Genomic DNA, 20,512 nt, shown 5'->3' with positions numbered 1-20,512 from the left:
CGATGCAATGATGCACGCCTGTCGGGCCTCCATCATAGAGAGTGCACGCTGATGCAAAGACAATTACGCAACCTGATACTCGCCGCCAGCATCTCACTGGCAATAGGCGCCACAAACGGCATCGCCGCAGCGAATGCCAAGACCTTCACGGATACACGACAGGAAACCCAAATCTGGACGACCTTTGCGTTGAATCCTTATTTGCGTGCCAACGACCTGAACGTATCGGTGGCAGATGGCAAAGCCACACTGAGCGGTTACGTGGATGAAAGCCCTCATAAAGACCTGGCGAACGCCATTGCTCTGGGTGTCGGTGGGATTGATGCCGTCGACAACCAGATCATCGTCCAGCCTGATTACGTTGCGCCGGTTTCCTCCGCAGCGCGCAGCTACGGCACCATGATTGACGATGCCACCATCACTGCCGCGGTGAAATCGAAGTTGCTGTGGAGCAAACAGGCCGATGGCATGTCCGCTAACGTCCAGACCGAGTCAGGCAAGGTAACACTGCGTGGTACCGCCAACAGCAACGCTGACCGGGAGCTGGCCGGCCGTCTGGCCAGAAATACCCACGGCGTCGTGAAGGTAGATAATCAATTGGTCATTGAGCCGTCCGAGCCAACGATGACCGATAGCACCCAAAGCGCCGCGAATGCAGCGGGACGAGATGTTGCCGACAGCTGGATTACGACAAAGGTCAAATCCACCCTTATGTACTCCAGCAACGTCAACGGCAGCGGCATTACGGTCAACACCAAGGACGGTATCGTCACGTTGAATGGTACGGTGGAGAACGCAACGGAACGTGATCTGGCAATCGAACTCGCGCAAAACGTGAAAGGTGTGACGAGCGTGCAATCGACCGATCTACGGTACTGAAACACGCCTTTGAAGCTTCGCCATGCAGCCTTGCGAGCAGCCTGCACGGCGAAGCTTCCAGGTTGCGGTTCCGCTATTACCCTCACCTCGCGGAGGGACAGCCAATGAGTCTGCTAGCCATGTGGAAATGCGTGCGTATTCCACTGATGCTGTGCCTGGTTGTGTTCCTGGCATTTCTGATTTCCTGCAGCACATTACCGAGAATAGTGCCCGACATGGCTCGCGCGCACTCGCCTCCGATACAGTTCGATGGAATACACGGTCCGCTGTCAGCCGAGCGCAGCAAGGCCATTCTCGACCGGCTCAAATCCACCGGCGTAAAGACCGATATTTTCGACGTGCACCTGGCCATTGAAGAGTCCATCGTCGGCAGCCCGCTGACCGAGGGAAACAAGGTCGATTTACTGCAAGACGGGCCAGCAACCTACCAGGCGATGATCAAAGCCGTAGAGGCGGCGCGCGACCATATCAACATGGAGACCTATATTCTTGATGATGATGAAGTTGGCCGGCGCTTCGCCAACGCACTGATCGCTCGGCAACGACAGGGTGTACAAGTCAATCTGATCCGCGACAGCGTCGGCACCCTTGCCACCCCCCAAGCGTTTTTCACTCGATTGACCGACGCGGGTATCAAGGTTCTGGAGTACAACCCGGTCAATCCAATGACGGCCAAGGCAGGCTGGGACGTGAATCAGCGCGACCATAGAAAGCTGCTGATAATAGACGGGCGTACAGCCTTCCTCGGTGGGATCAACATCAGTAGTGTCTATTCGGGCGGCTCATTTGGCGCTCGCACGAAGATACGTCCGAGCGGTGATTTACCCTGGCGCGATACCGACTTGCGTATTGAGGGGCCCGTGGTTGCGGAACTACAGAAATTGTTCATCCACACATGGGCGAGTCAGAAAGGCGACCCTCTGACGGCACGTCACTACTTTCCGCCCCCCGAGCGCAAAGGTACCGAAGTTGTACGTGCCATTGGCAGTTCGCCCGATGAGCCTTTCAGCCTGATCTATGCAACGCTGATCTCCGCGCTGCAGAACGCGCAGACCGAAATATGGCTGACCAACGCCTACTTCGTGCCCGACCCGCAGTTGCTGGAAGCGCTCAAGGACGCGGTCGCGCGGGGCGTCGACGTCAAGCTGGTATTGCCCAGCAGCACTGATTCCTGGCTGGTGTTCCACGCCGGCCGCGCCTACTACAGCGAACTGCTAGCCGCCAAGGTCAAGCTGTACGAACGCCGCGATGCGCTGCTGCACGTCAAGACGGCAGTCATCGATGGTGTGTGGTCGAGTGTTGGCTCTACCAACCTCGACTGGCGCAGCTTCCTGCACAACGATGAAGTCAACGTTGTCGTACTGGGCACCGAATTCGGAAAAAAAATGCAGGCCGCGTTCCAGGCCGACCTGGCCAATTCAACCGAGATCACGCTGGAACAATGGCGACACCGCTCAATGGGCGTGAGGATCAAAGAACTGATGGGCCGGCTATGGGAGTACTGGCTATGAGCCAAGCAGCGCTGCGCTGGAGTACTGTTCTCAAAATAACCCTGCTCTGCACCCTGATAGGACTGCCGCAGGCCCATGCCCAGGACGCAGCCCAGACGTTGAAAGCACGCTACGGCGCTCTAGAGCAGAAATTGACGCACAACCCTTTCAATAGACCGCTGGTTCTCCTGTCGAGCGAATCCCCCAATGGCCTCAAAGGCGAAGTCTATGCAGTCGTCGAGTACCCTTTCGACGTGGTCAATTCACAGCTTGGGGAGATCAAACACTGGTGCGATATCCTCATCCTGCATCAGAACGTCAAACGTTGCATCAACGCCAACACCAGTGCTGGCCCGACGCTGCAACTCAGTATTGGCCAAAAATCGAACTCGTCCCTGGCCGATGCCTACCCCTTCACGTTTCTTTATACCGCGGCTGCGTCAAACGCCGACTACCTGAACATCTTGCTGAAAGCGGCCGAGGGGCCATTGGATACACGCCTGTTTCGTATCGAACTGCAAGCGGTGCCGCTGGACGCCCAGCGCAGCTTCCTGCACCTGTCCTACTCCTATACGTATGGCCTTACCGCACGTCTGGCCATGGTGGGTTACCTGGCCACGACCGGGCACAACAAGGTCGGTTTCAGTATCGTTGGCCAAAACACCAGCGGAGAGTCTGTCTACGTGGGTAATACCCTGGGTGTGATTGAGCGCAATACGATGCGCTACTACCTGGCAATAGACGCTTACCTGTCCACGCTGCTCGTGCCACCGCCGGCACAGCAGGAGCAACGCCTGAGAGCCTGGCACGCGGCTGTTGAGCGCTATCCGCAACAACTCCACGAGCTTGAACTCGGCCCCTACCTGAAAATGAAACGCGAGGAAATTCAGCGTCAGCAGATAACACTGCTGAAGTAAGCCGATCTATTCAGCACTTCTATCAGCTTGATGCGTTGCACGCAAAGACTCAGCAGGGACAGGACACAGCACAATCGTCGGCAAAGCCAACGGTTTACCTCCATAAGCGCCTGCGCATAGCCAGGCCGTCACTCCAAGTCGTCCCAATAAGGGGGCGTGCCGATGGCGTTCAGAAAGTAATCCCACACCAATCGCACTTTTCGCGAGCGAAGCCGGTTCTCGGGGGATATCAGGTGTATTTGACTTGGCATCGCCTCCACGGAGCCCTCCCATTCGGGCAGAAGCCGGATCAACTCTTTGTTCCTGAAGCACTCTTTGCTGAACAGCCAGGAAGGAAAAAATACGATCCCCCTTCCAGCCAATGCCGCTGCCACCAGCACCTCAGCGTTGTTGCTACGGAGTGGACCATGAACATCAATGATTTCTACTGCCTCGCTCTCAGGACGACGAAAATACCAGCGCTGCGCTCCACCCGTTCCTTTGTAGACGAGACAGGAATGGTTTCGCAGCGCCTGCGGCGACGAAGGTTTCCCATACCGCTCCACATACTCTGCGCTCGCGCAGAGTACGTAGCGTTGGTCGCAGATTTTCCGTCCGATCAAACCCGAGTCCTCTAAATGCCCGACTCGGAATGTGATATCGGCGCCCTCCTGTACGGGATCAATGAACGCATCGGTGACAGCCAGCTCCACGGTCAGTTCGGGGTATTGCAGATAAAGACCATTGAGGAGCTTCACAATGTGAAGATGGCCCAGCGCGACAGGTGCATTGATCCGCACCAGGCCACCAATGTCACCTCCTTTACCGCTGACTTCTTCATCCGCGGCGTCCAGCAACTCCAGAACTTCCCTGATCTGAAGGTAATAACGCTCACCCGCATCGGTCAGCTTTACCGCGCGAGTACTTCGATACAGGAGCTGTTGCCCTACCTCACGCTCAAGTGCCGCGATGAAACGTGAAACCGATGAGGCTGGCACCTGGAAGTGGCGGGCTGCCGCGGAAAAGCTGCCCTTCAGGGCAACCATCGCGAAGAACCTGTGGGCTTTTAGATGCATGTCAGGTGTCCTTCAAGGGCACGGGGAGGCTGCTATGACCCGCAAATGCTCAGCCGATACCGTGCTTTCAGCCTTATGCAGTCAGACAAATGCAAACCCAAAAATTGCTGATACAGCAATAGTGTTTTGCTTTTAGCCTTAATTGTGACCTTTTTCGCAACCTCCTACCATCGCGCCCTCTATAGCAGTGCGTTACCCCACTTGGAGGCCAAGACTCATGATTGACCTGTTTGACCCATATGACTTGAACGGTTTGACGCTGAACAACCGCTTCGTCATGGCACCGATGACCCGGTCACGGGCACCGGAGGACATTGCAACTGAACAGGTGGCCTTGCATTACACCCAGCGAGGCACTGCTGGCCTGATTGTGTCCGAAGGTACCCCGATCTCCCGCGAGGGCCAGGGCTATCTCTTCAATCCTGGGATCTTCACAGAAGACCAGATCCAGGGCTGGAAGCTGGTCACCGATTCAGTCCACAGCGTGGGCGGCAAAATCTTTGCCCAGTTGTGGCATGTTGGACGTGTTTCCCACACCTCGATTCAGACCGACGGGAAAGCGCCCGTCAGTGCCACGAGCAAAGTTGCACAAGGCGCGATCGCCTTCGGATACACGCAGAGCGGTGAACCAGGATTTGTCCCAACGTCGACTCCCCGCCCTCTTGCTACCGAGGAAGTCGGTCGAGTCGTTGAGGATTTTGCGCAAGCCGCAGCGAATGCAATTGCTGCCGGTTTCGATGGCGTGGAAATTCATGGCGCCAACGGCTACCTGATCGAGCAGTTCCTGAACCCATTGGTCAATGACCGCTCCGACCGCTATTCAGCGAAAAGCCTGGAAGACCGCCTGCGCTTCGTGTTTGAAGTGGTTGATGCCGTTTGCTCCAGAATTGGTGCAGACAAGGTAGGTATTCGGATCTCTCCGTACGGGCAGCTCTTCGACATGCCACTCTACCCCGAGATCGACGAGACCTACTCGGCACTCTGCGCAGGCATGAACACGCGTGGGATTGCCTATGTCCACGTCATGGATCAGACACACTTCTTCCTGGCGAGTGAAAGTGCTACTGCGCAGGAGCAAGCGCTTCGAGAACTGCTGGAGCACTGCAAAGCGCAATTGGGCCAAACAGCGCTGATTCTTGCCGGTGACATGACATTGGAGCGCGCCCAAGACCTGGTTGATGCTGGGCTGATCGATCTGGCTGCCTTTGGGCAACCGTTCATTGCCAACCCTGATTTGGTCGCACGCTTGAAAAACGGCTGGCCTTTGTCGACGCCAGATCGCGACACCTACTACGGCGGCACCGCCAAGGGTTATGTCGACTATCCCCCCTACGTGCCAGCCTGACGCGACGGTCATTCAGCGGTGGCGAGGCAGTCATTGCCCGCCATCGCCTAAAACAACGGCCGTTCTGGATTGTCTGCTGCTAGTGAGGCGTTATGGCTGACTGTGCCAGCCTCATCTCGCCGCCCAAGGCGATCCGGATAAAAGTCGAGTGATATACCGCAAAACAAAAAACCCCAAGGCTTTCACCTTGGGGTTTTTCATGTGCAGCGCACCTTTCTATTAATCTATCAAGATTCGCTGCACCAAATTTGGAGCGGGAAACGAGACTCGAACTCGCGACCCCGACCTTGGCAAGGTCGTGCTCTACCAACTGAGCTATTCCCGCGTCGTCTTGATGGAGGCTATTCTAGCGATTTTAAAAACCTCGTCAAGCCTTTGATTCAAAAAAGTTTTATTTTTTTTCTGAACCGTCCCGCAGGTGTGGCCAGGCCGCCCGCAAGTACTGTTGCATCGACCACAAGGTCAGGCCCGCAGCGATCATCAGCAACGAATAACCCAGCACCACCCAGAAGTTGAGCACCGGCGGGTTGGGCCAACAGGATCACCAGCGCCAGCATCTGCGCGGCGGTCTTCCATTTGCCCAGGTTCGACACCGCTACATGAGCGCGGGCGCCAAGCTCGGCCATCCACTCGCGCAGCGCCGAGACAACGATTTCGCGCCCGATGATGACCGCCGCGGGCAAGGTCAGCCACAAGTTGGCATGCACCTGAACCAGCAATACCAGCGCTACCGCAACCATCAGTTTGTCGGCAACAGGGTCGAGAAACGCACCGAACGGTGTGCTCTGTTGCAGGCGCCGGGCCAGGTAGCCATCCAGCCAGTCGGTCGCTGCGGCAATGGCAAAGACCGTGCTGGCGGCAAGGTAGCTCCAGTGGTAAGGCATATAGAACAACAAAATGAAGATCGGTATGAGCAGGACGCGAAGAACGGTAAGCAAATTAGGAATATTCATCGGCACAACTGGCTGCAAAGTGAGCGGGCATTCTACTCGCTATGCAGGCTGTCATAAATCGACTCAGCGAGCTTTTTACTGATTCCGGGTGCTTTAGCGATTTCTTCTACGCTGGCACGGGCCAATTCCTGCAGCCCACCGAAGTGTTTGAGCAGGTCGCGACGACGCTTGGGCCCTACCCCGGCAACACCTTCAAGGCTGGAGGTACGCCGCGCCTTGCCGCGTCGGGCACGGTGGCCGGTGATGGCAAACCGGTGGGCCTCATCGCGAATCTGCTGGATCAGGTGCAACGCCGGGGAATCCCCGCGCAACGTGAACTCGTGGGCGGCATCATTCAGGTAAAGGGTTTCAAAGCCGGCCTTGCGCGTAACGCCCTTGGCCACGCCCAGCAGAATCAGCTCGGGTACGGCCAGTTCCTGCAGTACATCCCGAGCCATGTTCAGTTGGCCCTTGCCGCCGTCCACCAGCAGGATATCGGGCAGTTTACCCTCGCCTTCCTTGAGCCGGGCAAAGCGTCGGGTCAAGGCCTGGTGCATGGCCGCATAATCGTCGCCAGCCGTCACGCCTTCAATGTTGTAGCGACGGTAGTCCGACTTGAGCGGGCCTTCCGGCCCGAACACCACGCAGGACGCCACGGTCGCCTCACCGCTGGAGTGACTGATGTCGTAGCACTCCAGTCGTTGAGGGATCTCGTCGAGCTTGAGCACCTGAGCCAGTGCTTCAAATCGCGCCGCCATGTGCTGGCGGTTGGCCAGGCGCGCCATCAGCGCCTGTTCGGCGTTGGTAACCGCCAGTTGCTGCCAGCGCGCGCGCGTGCCGCGAACCCGGTGGCTGATGCTCAACTCGCGGCCACGCAGGCTATGGATCGCGGCGGTGATCGCCTCGAAGTCCTCATGCACCACGTTGACGATCAACTCGCCCGGCAGGTCGCGTTCAGGGTTCCCCACATAATACTGCGAGAGAAACGCAGCCATGACTTCGGCCACGTCCTCCTCAATACCCACCTGCGGAAAGAAGTTCTTGCTGCCCAGCACTCGCCCGCCACGCACACTGATCAGGTGTACGCAGGCACCACCCGGGTTGACGAACGCGGCTATCACATCGACATCACCGCTACCGCCCTCCATGCTCTGCTGGTCCTGGACCCGCCGCAGCAAGGCAATCTGATCGCGCAACTCAGCCGCGCGCTCGAACTCCAGGGCCATGGCTGCACGCTCCATGGCCGCACTCAACTCATCGGTCAGTTGGTGGCTGCGCCCTTCCAGGAACATCACCGAGTGACGTACATCCTCGGCATACACCTGCGGCTCAACCAGACCGACACACGGAGCCTTGCAGCGCTTGATCTGATACTGCAGGCAAGGCCGCGTGCGGTTGCTGTAATAGCTGTCTTCACACTGGCGCACCAGGAAGGTTTTTTGCAGCAGGTTCAGGCTCTCGCGAATGGCTCCGGCGCTGGGATAAGGCCCAAAATACTTGCCCTTGGCCTTCTTGGCGCCACGGTGAATGCCCAGGCGCGGGTATTCACCCTCGGAAAGCACGACATAGGGGTAGGATTTGTCGTCACGTAGCAGGATGTTGTAAGGCGGCCGCCATTCCTTGATCAGCGTCTGCTCCAGCAGCAGCGCCTCGGTCTCGTTGGCGGTAATGGTGGTTTCGACCTGAGCGATCTTGCCCACCAGCGCTGCCGTTTTCGGCGCAAGACCGGTCTTGCGAAAATAGCTGGCCAAGCGCTTTTTGAGGTTCTTCGCCTTGCCTACATAAAGCAGGCGCGCGTCCTCGTCGAACATTCGATAGACGCCCGGGCGACCACTGCAGGTCGCCAGGAAGGCGCTTGAATCAAAAACAGGGATCATGTTCAGAGATTGGCGTCGACCATGCCATGGCGGACCGCCAGCAACGTCAGTTCGACGTCGCTGGTGACCGAAAGCTTTTCAAAGATACGGTAACGGTACGTGTTCACGGTTTTCGGCGACAAGCACAGCTTGTCGGAAATGATCTGTACCTTCTGGCAACCGACGATCATCAGCGCGATCTGGATCTCTCGTTCGGACAACGCGTCGAAAGGCGAACCCTGCGGCTGGAACGGCTTGAGTGCAAGCTGCTGGGCGATCTGTGGGCTGATATAACGCTGCCCGGCAAACACCAGGCGTATGGCCTGAACCATTTCATCCAGCCCAGCGCCCTTGGTCAGGTAGCCCGCAGCTCCAGCCTGCAGCAAACGTGTCGGGAACGGGTCCTCTTCACAGACCGTTACCGCCACCACTTTCACATCAGGGTGGCTACGCAGCAGCTTGCGGGTGGCTTCCAGGCCGCCGATACCCGGCATCTTGACGTCCATCAGGACGACATCCGGCTTCAACTCACGCGCGACCTTCAATGAAGCCTCGCCCGAATCCGCCTCGCCGACCACCTGAAGACCGTCGATATCAGCCAGCATTCGGGTAATGCCTGTACGCACCAGATCGTGATCATCGACCACCAGGACCCTAATCAAGCTGACACCTCGCGTTACGGTCTTAAATTGGATCCCGCCACTCTAACAAAAAACCCGGCACGAATCCTAACGGAAAGCGTCACGATACCGACGTCAATTTCCTTACACCCACAGCGGGCCGCTGCATCCCCCTGGACAGGCTGTGAAGCAATTGCACCACAGCCTCCTGATCGGCCTGCGGCAATGTTCGATAGCAATCGAGCAACTGGCTTTCAGCAGACGACAAGCCCTTGGCCGTCACCGGAGTATGCACCCCGGTGAGCACATACAAGGCATCGACACCGCGCCCTGCCACAGCGGCCAGATAGTCCAGCTTGGGCGTTCGCTCACCACTCTCGTATTTGCCCTGAGCATTGGGCTCGACACCACCGATGTCGCCAAAAGCACGCTGAGTCAGCCCAAGCCGCTCTCTTTCTTCCCTGATACGCGAACCGATTCCAGTCATCTGAATACAAAATCCCTTACACGACACCCCCAAGGGGGGCTCCCTGAAAATAACAATAGGTAATGAAGCGCTGCTGAACTATGCACGCGATGCAGCGTGCAACACAAGCCAGCCCGTGACAGCCCGACATGACGCCACTCATTCCCACACACCGTTAGTGTTTGAACATTAATTCTGGCAACGCAGAAGTTCCCTATCACAGCGGTATTACAGAGTATTGAATGTTATCGAAGTTAGCTGCAGCGGCCCACCACACACTATAAAAAACACATGAACTGCGCGCACTGACACTGCGCGAGCGCACGCGCCAAAAAAATGAACACACCTCAATGTTTCAGGCCCAAAAAACGCCTTAAGCAGAAATTTTGACGCCAACAAACCACCACGAAAAAGCCTTCAATTTTTTGACGCCCAACTTACATCAAACTTTAAGTCATTGATTTAAAAAGGTTTTTTATATTTAACTGATTTAATTTGACCACTCATCAACTTTGTAGACACTCGCCACTTGCAAGTATTAAAAGTCGTCTTATAGGATGTAAAAAAGACAGAAAAACCGCCTGCGCAATACAACTTCGCGCTGTCTGTCAGCGTGCGCCTGCCGCCCTATAAACATGTCTAACTAACGATCCCGGATCAGTCGATGAACCGGGAGAGAGGGAACTATGCATATCAGTATTTTTGGATTGGGTTATGTTGGGGCTGTCTGTGCCGGTTGCCTTTCGGCACGCGGACATCAGGTGATCGGTGTCGATATCTCCGAGGCCAAGATCGAGATGATCAACCAAGGCCAGTCACCCATCGTTGAGCCTGGCCTTGAGGCATTGCTGCAGGAGGGCCTGCGCAAAGGGCTGCTGCGTGGCACGACCGATGTTCAGGCCGCAGTTCTGGAAACCGACCTGTCACTGCTCTGCGTTGGTACCCCGAGCAAGAAGAACGGCGACCTGGACCTGGTCTACATGGAGGCTGTGTGTCGCCAGATCGGTGAAGCGCTGCGTGACAAGCCCTCGCGGCACACCGTCGTGGTACGCAGCACCGTGCTGCCCGGAACAGTGAAGAATGTGGTGATCCCACTGCTTGAAGCCACGTCCGGCAAACGTGCCGGTGTCGACTTCGGCGTCGCGGTGAACCCGGAGTTCCTCCGCGAAAGTACGGCGATCAACGACTACGACTTCCCGGCGATGACCGTCATCGGAGAGCTCGACAGCCAGTCTGGCGAGCTGCTGCAATCGCTCTACGAGGGCCTGGACGCACCGGTGATTCGCAAGTCGATCGAAGTCGCCGAAATGATCAAGTACACCTGCAACGTCTGGCATGCGACCAAGGTCAGCTTCGCCAATGAGATCGGTAACATTGCCAAGGCCTCGGGCGTCGACGGCCGTGAAGTGATGGATGTGGTCTGCCAGGACCACAAACTCAATCTGTCACGCTATTACCTGCGCCCCGGCTTTGCCTTCGGTGGCTCGTGCCTGCCCAAGGATGTTCGCGCCCTCACCTACCGCGCCGGTCAGCTGGACGTCGAACACCCACTGCTTGCCTCGATCATGGCCAGTAACCGCAGCCAGGTGCAGAACGCATTCGACCTGGTGACCGGTTTCGACAAACGTCGTATCGGCCTGCTCGGCTTGAGCTTCAAGGCTGGCAGTGACGACCTGCGCGAGAGCCCGCTGGTAGAGCTGGCCGAAATGCTGATCGGCAAAGGTTATGACCTGCGCATCTACGACGCCAACGTGGAGTACGCGCGGGTATTCGGCGCCAACCGCGATTACATCGAAGGGAAAATCCCGCACGTCTCCTCACTGCTCTGCAACGACTTGCAACAGGTCATCGACGACTCGGACGTGATCGTGCTCGGTAACAACGACAACCGTTTCGCCCTGGCGCTGGAGCGCAACGACAACAAGCAGATCGTCGATCTGGTCGGCTTCATGCCGCATACCAGCGACGCTTCCCGTGAAGGGATCTGCTGGTAAGCCTGAACGCTCCGCCAAGAGAGCAGCCGGCACCCGCCATCAACTGACATGACCTGCCATCGTCCGCCCGCCTCGCGGGACGGCGACGTGCAGCCGTGTCGCCGGCAGGCGCCGCCACCATCAAGGAGAGACGAACACATGGAACGACAGTCAGGCCAACCTGCGGGTCACTCAGGCATGCTCAGGGCAAGCGCACGCTTCTGCGCCTGGGCCTGCCTGTTCGGCTTGGTCGCGCTGGCCTCGGAAATGGTTGCACCGCAATACCTGGACCCCAATCACCACCTGTTCATTTTCATCATCGGCACCCTGGGCATGTGGCGCTATGGCAACGCCATTGTCCATTACCTGCGCGGCATGTACTTCCTGCACTGGAAGTTTCCACGTATTCGCAAGGCCGTCGAGCGCATGGGCGATGCAGCACTGCCAGCCCACATGTTCATGGTGGTCACCAGTTTCCGTATCCCGACCCATACCACCTTCAAGGTCTACCAGTCGGTATTCCAGGAAGTGCAGCGGCTCAAGGTACCGTGCACGGTCATCGCCTCGATCGTCGAGAAAGGCGACGAGCACTTCATCAAGGACATCATGCGTAACGAGGTCAAGGGCCGCGACGACATCAAGCTGGTTATCGTCCGCGCCCGCGGCACCGGCAAGCGTGATGGCCTGGCGCATGCCTTTCGCGCACTGTCGCGGCAGATGCCCATGGAAGACTCGGTGGTCGGCGTGGTCGATGGCGACACCATGATGCTGCCCGGCTGTGTCGAACGTGCGGTCAAGCTGTTTGCCTACCTGCCCAATGTCGGCGGCCTGACCACCAACGAGTTCTGCGAGGTCGAAGGCAGCCGCCTGATGCGCGAATGGCACTCGATGCGTTTTGTTCAACGGCACATCAACATGTGCTCGATGGCCCTGTCGCACCGCGTGCTGACCCTGACCGGGCGGCTGTCGTTCTTCCGTGCCAGTGTGATGACCGACCCCGAGTTCATCAGGGATGTCGAAGCCGACTTCCTCGAACACTGGCGCCTGGGCCGCTTCCAGTTCCTCACCGGTGACGACAAGTCATCCTGGTTGAGCCTGATGCGTGCGGGTTGGGACACCTTCTATGTGCCCGACAGCAACACCCTGACCGTGGAGCATCCGCCAGACAACAGCTTCTGGCGTGCAACCCGGCAGTTGATGTTCCGCTGGTACGGCAACTCGCTGCGGCAGAACTTCCGCGCCACCCACCTGCTCGGGCGAGCGCGACTGGGGCTGTTCACCCTGTATGTGCTGCTGGATCAGCGGGTATCGATGTGGACATGCCTGATGGGCCTGACTGCATCGGTGGTGGCCGGCCTGGTGTTCGGCATCCAGTACCTGCTGGTGTACCTGTTCTGGGTGCTGCTGTCGCGCACCCTGGTCACGGTGATGTTCCTGTTTGCCGGGCACCCGGTAAGCCCGGTGTACCCGTTCGTTCTTTATTACAACCAGATCGTCGGCTCGGTGATGAAGGTTTACGCAATGTTCCACATGGACCAACAGCGCTGGACCCGACAAAAAACCACATTAAGCAACGGCAGCGTCAACTTCGATGCAGCCCTGAACCGCTGGTCCTCCAAAGCGATGCTGTGTTCCTCCATCGCGATCTTCTTCGGGGTCATCTCGGTTCTTCTCGAACTCACGCAACGTTAAGGAAAGGCGCCTGTCATGAGTAGCTCCAGCACCCCAACAGTACCGGCCAATGTGGTCCATGAAGCGATCGACGAACGTCAGTACGTGCGCACCAAACTCAATGCCCGGGTCCTGCTCAGCGCAACGGGCCAACCCTCATTCGAGAGCACGCTGCAGGACATTTCCCTGGGCGGTATCGGCCTGGTTCATGCAGACCCGCTGAAGATCGGCAGCCTGTACAACGCCTCGATCAAGCTGCGACTGAATCAGATCGACCTGAATATCGACAGCAAGGTCAAGATCGTGTCCCAGCGCGGCCAGGAGGTCGGCGCACAGTTCGTCGACCTCGATACCCAGAAGCGCGACATCCTGCGCTACATCATCACCGCCTACATGTCCGGCGAAATCGCCGACATCAATGGCCTGTTCAACGTGATGCAACGCGAGAACTACATCAAGGAACGCAAGCACACCTATGCCAGCGCGCGTTCAGCCGGCGACCGCCTCAAGGCCATGACCGGCACCCTGCTGTACACCGCCGCCGGGATCGCCGCGCTGAGCTTTGTTGCCTACAAGAGCTACCTGCTGCTGTTTCGCATCCCGGCGCTGCAAGCCCAGGTGTCGGCCAATGCCCAGGTCATCAGCATGCCCGACAACGGCTATGTGAAGTTCCTGCTGCAACCGGGGCAGACCGAGGTCAAGGCCGGCGAGCCGGTGGCGAGCATTTCAACGCAACTGGCGACCAGCTTTACCAGCCCGGCCGACATGAAGGCAGTCGCCGACCTGTCGCCCGGCGACCTGCAAACCCTGCTCGGTCGCGCCACCATCGAAACCGTGATCAACAGCCCGTGCGACTGCCAGGTGTACTTCCCAAGCAAGCCATTGGACGGCTTCGGCTACAAGCAGGCGCCACTCATGCACCTGCTGCCGAAAAACGAAGACCTGTTCGTCACCGCCAACGTGCCGTTCGACAAGCTCGCCGACATCTCCCGGGTGACCTCGGTCGACCTGCAGGTGTTCGGCCTCGACGAGCGCTTCACCGGCACGGTGGTGGACTCGCGGGTGGATGAGCTGAACAAGAACCTGGCCCTGACGATCCGTCCGGACACGCGCTTGCCAGCCCAGGCCTATCTGAAACCGGTGTCAGTAGACCTGTTCCTCGGTCTGCCGTCGCTGTCGCGCTAAGGGCCGAGCGATGAAACCGATGACGCCCACCTGGTTGCTGCTCGGCGCCCTGGCCTGCACTGCCCCGGCGTTGGCCGGGCAGAGCCTGGAGCAAATCCGCTATGCGCTGTACAAAGACCCCAGCGCCGAGGTCACGGCTGATCTGCGCGTGCTGGCCGAGCGTGGTGACCTGGCGTCCAAGCTGTTGCTGGGCGACCTGTTGTCGAGCAGTGAAGGTGCCAGCCGCCAGGAAGTGATTCGTCTGTACCGCGAAGCCTTTGCCGACGGGCGCGGGCTTGTCCCGGCGCTGGCTTCACTGGCGCGCCTGCTCGACCGCAGCCCGAGCCTGCGCCAGGGCCAGCGCGCCTGGGTTGAACAGGCGCTGACGCGCTACCCGAGCAACCTCGACCCGCGTAACGCCAGCACAACCCTGGAAGTGTTCCTGGTGTACCCGGAACTGGTGCCAACCCATGAAGCGGCGCAGGTGCTTGGCCTGTATGAGCAGTCGTGCCTGCTCAACTGCCGTCCCGCGTTGTACCGCGCTGTTCTGGCCGAGCGCCAGGGCGATCGTGCCGCGGCCGAGCGAGGCTATCAACAGGCGGTGCGGACTGACCTGCGGGCCATCGACCGCTATTACCGCTTCCTTGGCGAGGATCAGGACACGGCCTTCCCGGCCTTCGCCCGAACCCTGGAGGCCGAGCGGCCGCAACTGCCGGTGGACATCGTTCACCGTATCGGTTCACTGCTCGACAGCATCACCAGCGTGCGCCGCGCCGAACAGGACGCCGACCGCTACGAGCGCCAGGCCAGCGGCATGGGCCCGGACAAAGCCCAACCGAGCCCACAGCAACTGGCCCAGGAAAAGGCCGAGGCCGAAGCCCTTGATCTTGCCACCGCCGAAGCTCACCGCTGGCGTGACAACGCGGTGGAGCGCGGTTTCGTCCCGGCGATGGTGTCCAAGGCCAACTACATGATCTCCAACCCGACCGAGCACAACGCCGAGGAAACCCAAAGCCTGATCGACCAGGTAAAGACCCGGGAGCCAACCCGGGCCAAGGCACTGCAAGCCTCGTTCTACATGGTCAACAACTGGCTCACCCTCGACCCGGACAAAGCCCGTGCGCTGATCGATGAACTGATCGCCAGCCACTACCCCGATGCCCAACTGCTGCTTGGCGAGTACTACAGCAAGGGCGTCGAGGACGAGCCCGACCAGGAAAAAGCCCTGGCGATTTTCCAGCAACAGGCACAAGACGGCTCCACCGCGGCCTGGTACCGCATGGCGACCCTGCATGCGTATGGCCGGGCGATCTGTCATGACCCGGTCAAGGCCTACACCTATGCACGGGTCGCTCTGGACCTGGGCGAAAACGGCGCCCGCAGCCTGCTCAAACGCCTGGAAAAAACCCTGAAAAAGGATGACATCGAACGCGCCCTCGTGGCCCGTAACGATCTGTTGAAGGAGGCTACCCTGTGAAAGCGCACCACTCCCTGTTCGGCGCCCTGCTCGCCCTGACCCCTGTTTACGCAGCCTTGGCCGCCGAAGAAATCACCGGCCCGGAAGCCGACAGCAGTGAACCGGTACGGGTTGCCGCCAGCGATGGCAGCGAGCCGCTGATTACCTCCGAGTTCTTCAACAAGCTCACCGTGCAAACCGGCTACGGCCCGGAAAACTCCCAGGTCGGCCGCAGTCGCGAGATGTTCTACAGCCTGCGCTACGAGCCCTCGTTCGCCTGGTACTCACCGGAAAAGCGCTGGGCCAAGTGGCAGGTCTACGGCCGCCTGTGGCTGGACTATGACTCCAGCCAGGCAATCAGCGTGCAGAATGAAAACGCCAACAGCTTCGGCCGCGAGCAGCCCGAAGGCTGGTACGCCGAGCTGCGCGAGCTCTACGTCAAACGCAACCTGCTGGGTGACGACCCGCGTTTTTCACTGTCGGCAGGCCGCCAGCGCTACTTTGACGACTACGGGATCTGGTGGGATGACAGCCTTGAGTCGTTGCGTTTCAACTACAACGACACCTTCTCCCATGGCTTCCTCGCCGTGGCGCAGAAGTTCTACAACTACAACAGTGACGTCAACACCCTGGCCGACAGCGAAGAGCGCACCACCTACCTGATGGGTGAGTATGCCTACCGCTGGAGCGAGCGTAACTGGGCGGGCGTACGCCTGATGCATGAGGACGACCACAGCGGCCACGACCCTGAAGACCGCTACGACTTCAAGGGCATGCGCTACGGGCTGTTCTTCAAGGCCGATGACTTGCAGGTCAGCCCGCTGTTCAGCGACTACCACCTGGAGCTGGCCGGGCTTGATGGCAAGATCGACAACACCGACGGCAATGGTATTACCAGCACCGGCAACAGTACCCGTGGCTGGGCGGCACTGGGCGAGATTGGCAAGCGCTTCCACGACCTGCCCTGGACCCCACGCCTGGCATTGCGCGGTGGCCTGACCGACAAGCCCAGCGATGATAACGACGGCTTTCGCCTGAACACCATCCAGTCTGACCGTATCACCCGCCAAGGCTCCTATAGCACCCGTCTGACCAGTTCGTTCGTCAGCCTGGACCTGCGCAACCTCAGTTACTACGGCTTTGCCCTGGAAACCCAGCCAACCCCACGCAGTGCCCTGGACCTGAGGCTCACCGAGCTCAAGCTGCGGGACGCCGAAGGCACCCTGCCGATCCGCATCGACGGTGATCAGCGCAGTGCGCGTAATCAGGCTATCACCCAAGGCACCCATACCGGTGGCAAGACCGTCGGGCAGATGCTCGACCTGAACTACTACTGGAAAATGTTTCCCGTGGCCATCGACGGCAAACACCTGGACGTCAACACCCTGGTCAGCGCCAGCTACCTGAATGCAGGTAACGCGCTGGACACCGGCGATGACTATCAGCTGACGCTCGGCGTCGTGATCAGCTACTAAGGACGGGCCCCGAGATGATCTTCGCCTCCAACGTCTTTCTGTTCCTTTACCTGCCGCTGTTCCTGGCCGTGTACTTCCTTGCCCGGCCGCAGTGGCGCTCAACGGTGATCGTGGCCGCCAGCTACATCTTCTACGCCTGGTGGCGCCCGGACTTTCTGCTGTTGTTCGTCGCCATTACCTACTGGAACTACTGGTTCGGCCTGCGCATCAAGGCACGCCTGGATGCCGGCGACAAACGCTGGGCGTTTCGCCTGTTGTGGATCGGCATCATCGGCAACCTGTCGACCCTGGGCTACTTCAAGTACGCCAACTTCGGCGCCGAAGTGCTGGCCGCCCTGCTCGCACCGCTGGGCATCAATACCTTTACCCTGGAGACGATTTTCCTGCCGCTGGGCATCTCCTTCTATGTGTTCCATGCCCTGAGCTACATCGTCGACATTTACCGCAAGGACGCCACGCCGACCAACAACTTCATCGACTTTGCTGCGTTCGTTGCACTGTTCCCTCACCTGGTTGCCGGGCCGATCCTGCGCTACAGCCAATTGGCCCCACAACTGCGCCAGCGGACCCATTCACTGGAGCTGTTCTCGCTGGGCGTGTGCCGGTTCATGCTCGGTTTCATCATGAAAGTACTGATCGCCGACCAACTGGCGCCGATCAACGTGCTGTTCGTCAGCGAAGGAACCCTGCAATTGAGCGATGCCTGGTTCGGCCTGGTGGTCTCGACCCTGCAGCTGTACTTCGACTTTGCTGGCTACAGCCATATGGCCCTGGGCCTGGCCCTGATGATGGGCTTTCGTTTTCCGGAGAACTTCAACCAGCCCTACGTCTCGCAGAGCATCACCGAGTTCTGGGCCCGCTGGCACATGACCCTGGCGCACTTCCTGCGTGACTACGTGTACATGCCGCTGGTACGCAAACGCATTGCCGGTGCCCTTCCCGCACTGGTCTACACCATGCTGCTGTCGGGCCTTTGGCACGGTGCCAGCTTCGCGTTCATCTGCTGGGGGCTGTTCTTCGGTTTTGGCATGGTGATCGAGCGCAAATTCGACTTGGCGACCAAGATCACCACGCCCTACCACCTGGGCCGCAACCTGCGCACGGCGTTGTTGATCATCCTCAGCATGCCGCTGTTTTTCACCAACGACCTGCGCCACAGCCTGGCCATCTACCAGGCGCTGCTCGGTTTCAACGGTCTCGGCTCGCTGGAGCTGTACGTACTCGGCGCGTCGAAGATGGCCATGTCCTTTGCCGCCGTGGCGCTGTGCTGGCTGATCCTGGCCGGGAGCAACAACGTGCGCTACTACGCCGGCAACAAGGAGCACTACTTCATGCGCCACGTCGGCGGCCTCAAGGCCGTGCTGCTGTGGTGCGGGTTCGGCCTGGCGCTGAGCAGCCTGGCGGCGCACTCCTTCTCGCCCTTCTTGTACTTCCAGTTCTAGGAGACTGCCATGTACCCGGTGTTCAACTCGGCAAGCAAGGTCAACGGCATTCTGTTCTGCCTGGTGTTGGCGGGCATGTTCATCTACTCGCTACCGCCCGTTTTCAGTTTCGCAAAAAACCAGAGCGACGCCTGGACGCTGTTCGTCGATGGCAAGTTGCTGCGCAAGTTCGAGCAAGCCTACGACAAGCGTTTCTTCCTGCGCGAACCCTCGGTAGCACTGTGGGCCAACGCCCAGTACCAACTGTTTGGCGAAGGCACCAAAGGTGTGGTGCTGGGCAAGGACGGCTGGCTCTACACCAACCAGGAGTACCGCGTACCCAACGACCTGGACGCCAACATTGAGGGGCAACTGGCACAGATTGCCGCGGTCGAGCAGCAACTCAAACAGCACAACAAGCAGCTGATCGTACTGCCGTTGCCCATGAAGCTGGACATCTATGCGGCCCACACCCAACACCCCTTCGACCCGCGGGTAGTGAGCCTGTATGACCGTTTCGTCGGCCAGCTCCAGGCACGACAAATCGCCGTCACCCCGGTGCGTTCAACCTTTCTGCAGCACCTGGAAGGGCCGGAACTGTTCCTCAAGTCCGACACCCACTGGAGCCCGGAAGGTGCCCGCCTGGCCGCTCATGAACTGGCCCGCCAACGGCCTGAGTTGCTCGGTGACGAACGCTACGTGTCGAACAAGGTGGCGGAAAAAATCGTCAAGGGCGACTTGATGAACTACATCCAGTTCGGGCAAAGCCCCCTGGCCCCGCAGTTCGGTGCCAATTCGATCGCCGTCTACGAAACCCTCAAGGCCAGCCAGGACGCCGATCAGCTGTTCGCCGAGGAACACCAGAGCCTGCTGCTGGTCGGCACCAGCTACAGCAAGATCGATGACTGGAACTTCGTCGGTTTCCTCAAGGAAGCGCTGAACCGCGACCTGCTCAGTGTCGCCGTCGAGGCCCGCGGGCCATTCGAAGCCATGACCCAATTCCTGCAGAGCGACCAACTGGCCAATCCCCAGATCGACACCGTGGTCTGGGAGTTCCCGCTGCGCACCCTGCTTGTCCACCGGATCGGTTCACTGAGCCGCCCCGCCCAGCCCCAACACTTTTAAAGGAAGATCCCCATGACCCGCACCTTGCAGCAGTTCCTGGCCGCCAGCGCTCTGGCCCTTGGCGTACTCAACGCACCGATTGTTCTCGCCGCCGAAGGCAACGCCGACCTGTATGACGCCGTGGCCCCGGCCGACTCGGCCTTTGTTCGGGTATTGAACCTGAGCAACAGCAACATCGAAGTGACCCTGAGCGGCAAGGTAACCCCGCAGAAGGTCGCCCCCGGGCAACTCAGCGGCTACCGTTTCACCCCTGCCGGTACACACAAGATTGCGGTCGGCAGCCAGTCGATCGAACCGCAACTGATCAAGAACGCCGCCAGTACCGTGGTCTATGACGGCAAAAGCCTCACCCTGATTGCCGACAAGTACATCAACGAACCGAAGAAGGCCCAGATCGCCTTCTACAACCTGACGCCGGCCAAGGCGGCGTTGAAGACCGTCGACGGCAAGCACGTGATCATCGACCCGCTGGGCAAGGACCAGACCGGCAGCCGCATGGTCAACGAAATCAAGATCGGCTTCGCCGCCTATGTCGAGGAACAGAACGTGGCCAGGTTCGAGGAACTGTTCCTGAAGAAGGGTCGCTCCTACAGCTACGTGCTGCTGCCTCAAGGCAGCGGCTACCGCAGCCTGAGCCTGGCCAACAGCATTGACCCCAGCGAGTGAA

At 59.1% G+C, this 20,512-nt stretch carries 16 protein-coding genes, 1 tRNA gene and 1 pseudogene; 12 read left to right on the top strand and 6 right to left on the bottom strand.

What is annotated here, in order from left to right; translation table 11 throughout:
• The first annotated feature begins 51 nt into the window (after window positions 1-51).
• The 3 genes from ACZ9H3_RS02045 (at window position 52) to ACZ9H3_RS02035 (ending at window position 3,286) form a co-directional block, all read left to right on the top strand.
• Window positions 52-879 carry a BON domain-containing protein gene (locus ACZ9H3_RS02045; RefSeq protein WP_476219281.1) on the top strand — a complete coding sequence of 276 codons (828 nt, stop codon included), beginning with the start codon at window positions 52-54 and terminating at the stop codon, window positions 877-879.
• 104 nt (window positions 880-983) lie between these two features.
• On the top strand, window positions 984-2,390 hold the full coding sequence (cls, locus tag ACZ9H3_RS02040; protein ID WP_476219280.1) for a cardiolipin synthase: 1,407 nt from the start codon (window positions 984-986) through the stop codon (window positions 2,388-2,390).
• Window positions 2,387-3,286: a hypothetical protein gene (locus ACZ9H3_RS02035; protein WP_476219279.1), complete on the top strand. Its 900-nt coding sequence runs from the start codon at window positions 2,387-2,389 to the stop codon at window positions 3,284-3,286. The genes cls and ACZ9H3_RS02035 overlap by 4 nt, the downstream gene beginning before the upstream one ends.
• A 128-nt stretch (window positions 3,287-3,414) precedes the next feature.
• Here the strand turns inward: ACZ9H3_RS02035 and ACZ9H3_RS02030 are convergent, their stop codons facing one another.
• The gene (locus ACZ9H3_RS02030; RefSeq protein WP_476219277.1) at window positions 3,415-4,341 is read right to left on the bottom strand and encodes a LysR family transcriptional regulator; all 927 of its coding nucleotides are present in this window, start codon (window positions 4,339-4,341) and stop codon (window positions 3,415-3,417) included.
• Window positions 4,342-4,558: 217 nt separating this feature from the next.
• On the opposite strand from ACZ9H3_RS02030, the gene ACZ9H3_RS02025 reads away from it, so the two are divergent.
• Window positions 4,559-5,686, top strand: coding sequence for an alkene reductase (locus tag ACZ9H3_RS02025; RefSeq protein WP_476219275.1), 1,128 nt, complete (start codon window positions 4,559-4,561; stop codon window positions 5,684-5,686).
• Between the two features lie 249 nt (window positions 5,687-5,935).
• On the opposite strand, the gene ACZ9H3_RS02020 is transcribed toward ACZ9H3_RS02025, so the two are convergent.
• The 5 genes and pseudogenes from ACZ9H3_RS02020 to ACZ9H3_RS02000 all read right to left on the bottom strand — a co-directional run bounded on the left by ACZ9H3_RS02020 (window position 5,936) and on the right by ACZ9H3_RS02000 (window position 9,581).
• Window positions 5,936-6,011 (bottom strand) — tRNA-Gly (locus ACZ9H3_RS02020).
• A gap of 66 nt (window positions 6,012-6,077) precedes the next feature.
• A pseudogene (gene pgsA / locus ACZ9H3_RS02015) lies at window positions 6,078-6,639 on the bottom strand (CDP-diacylglycerol--glycerol-3-phosphate 3-phosphatidyltransferase).
• 32 nt (window positions 6,640-6,671) lie between these two features.
• Window positions 6,672-8,495, bottom strand: a complete 1,824-nt coding sequence (gene uvrC, locus ACZ9H3_RS02010; RefSeq protein WP_099774264.1) for an excinuclease ABC subunit UvrC — start codon at window positions 8,493-8,495, stop codon at window positions 6,672-6,674.
• Between the two features lie 2 nt (window positions 8,496-8,497).
• Window positions 8,498-9,136: a response regulator transcription factor GacA gene (gene gacA / locus ACZ9H3_RS02005; protein WP_099774263.1), complete on the bottom strand. Its 639-nt coding sequence runs from the start codon at window positions 9,134-9,136 to the stop codon at window positions 8,498-8,500.
• Window positions 9,137-9,215: 79 nt separating this feature from the next.
• Window positions 9,216-9,581: a helix-turn-helix domain-containing protein gene (locus tag ACZ9H3_RS02000; RefSeq protein ID WP_099774262.1), complete on the bottom strand. Its 366-nt coding sequence runs from the start codon at window positions 9,579-9,581 to the stop codon at window positions 9,216-9,218.
• A gap of 665 nt (window positions 9,582-10,246) precedes the next feature.
• On the opposite strand from ACZ9H3_RS02000, the gene ACZ9H3_RS01995 reads away from it, so the two are divergent.
• The 8 genes from ACZ9H3_RS01995 (at window position 10,247) to ACZ9H3_RS01960 (ending at window position 20,511) form a co-directional block, all read left to right on the top strand.
• Window positions 10,247-11,554 carry a nucleotide sugar dehydrogenase gene (locus ACZ9H3_RS01995; RefSeq protein ID WP_102053420.1) on the top strand — a complete coding sequence of 436 codons (1,308 nt, stop codon included), beginning with the start codon at window positions 10,247-10,249 and terminating at the stop codon, window positions 11,552-11,554.
• Window positions 11,555-11,731: 177 nt separating this feature from the next.
• Window positions 11,732-13,225 (top strand): glycosyltransferase, encoded by a 1,494-nt coding sequence (locus ACZ9H3_RS01990; protein ID WP_065760793.1) that lies wholly within the window; start codon window positions 11,732-11,734, stop codon window positions 13,223-13,225.
• Window positions 13,226-13,240: 15 nt separating this feature from the next.
• Entirely contained in the window at window positions 13,241-14,389 is a 1,149-nt protein-coding gene (locus tag ACZ9H3_RS01985; RefSeq protein WP_065760790.1) for a PilZ domain-containing protein, read from the top strand.
• Window positions 14,390-14,399: 10 nt separating this feature from the next.
• Window positions 14,400-15,845: a tetratricopeptide repeat protein gene (locus ACZ9H3_RS01980; protein WP_476219270.1), complete on the top strand. Its 1,446-nt coding sequence runs from the start codon at window positions 14,400-14,402 to the stop codon at window positions 15,843-15,845.
• The gene (locus ACZ9H3_RS01975) at window positions 15,842-17,299 is read left to right on the top strand and encodes an alginate export family protein (RefSeq protein WP_476219269.1); all 1,458 of its coding nucleotides are present in this window, start codon (window positions 15,842-15,844) and stop codon (window positions 17,297-17,299) included. Before ACZ9H3_RS01980 ends, ACZ9H3_RS01975 begins: the two co-directional genes overlap by 4 nt.
• 14 nt (window positions 17,300-17,313) lie before the next feature.
• The gene (locus ACZ9H3_RS01970) at window positions 17,314-18,741 is read left to right on the top strand and encodes an MBOAT family O-acyltransferase (protein ID WP_476219267.1); all 1,428 of its coding nucleotides are present in this window, start codon (window positions 17,314-17,316) and stop codon (window positions 18,739-18,741) included.
• A gap of 9 nt (window positions 18,742-18,750) precedes the next feature.
• Window positions 18,751-19,845: an alginate O-acetyltransferase gene (locus ACZ9H3_RS01965; protein WP_476219265.1), complete on the top strand. Its 1,095-nt coding sequence runs from the start codon at window positions 18,751-18,753 to the stop codon at window positions 19,843-19,845.
• Between the two features lie 12 nt (window positions 19,846-19,857).
• Window positions 19,858-20,511 carry an alginate O-acetyltransferase AlgF gene (locus ACZ9H3_RS01960; protein WP_476219263.1) on the top strand — a complete coding sequence of 218 codons (654 nt, stop codon included), beginning with the start codon at window positions 19,858-19,860 and terminating at the stop codon, window positions 20,509-20,511.
• Window position 20,512 lies beyond the last annotated feature (1 nt).

Source organism: Pseudomonas sp. TE3910 (assembly GCF_056279025.1).
This window is presented reverse-complemented; position numbering and strand designations above follow the sequence as displayed.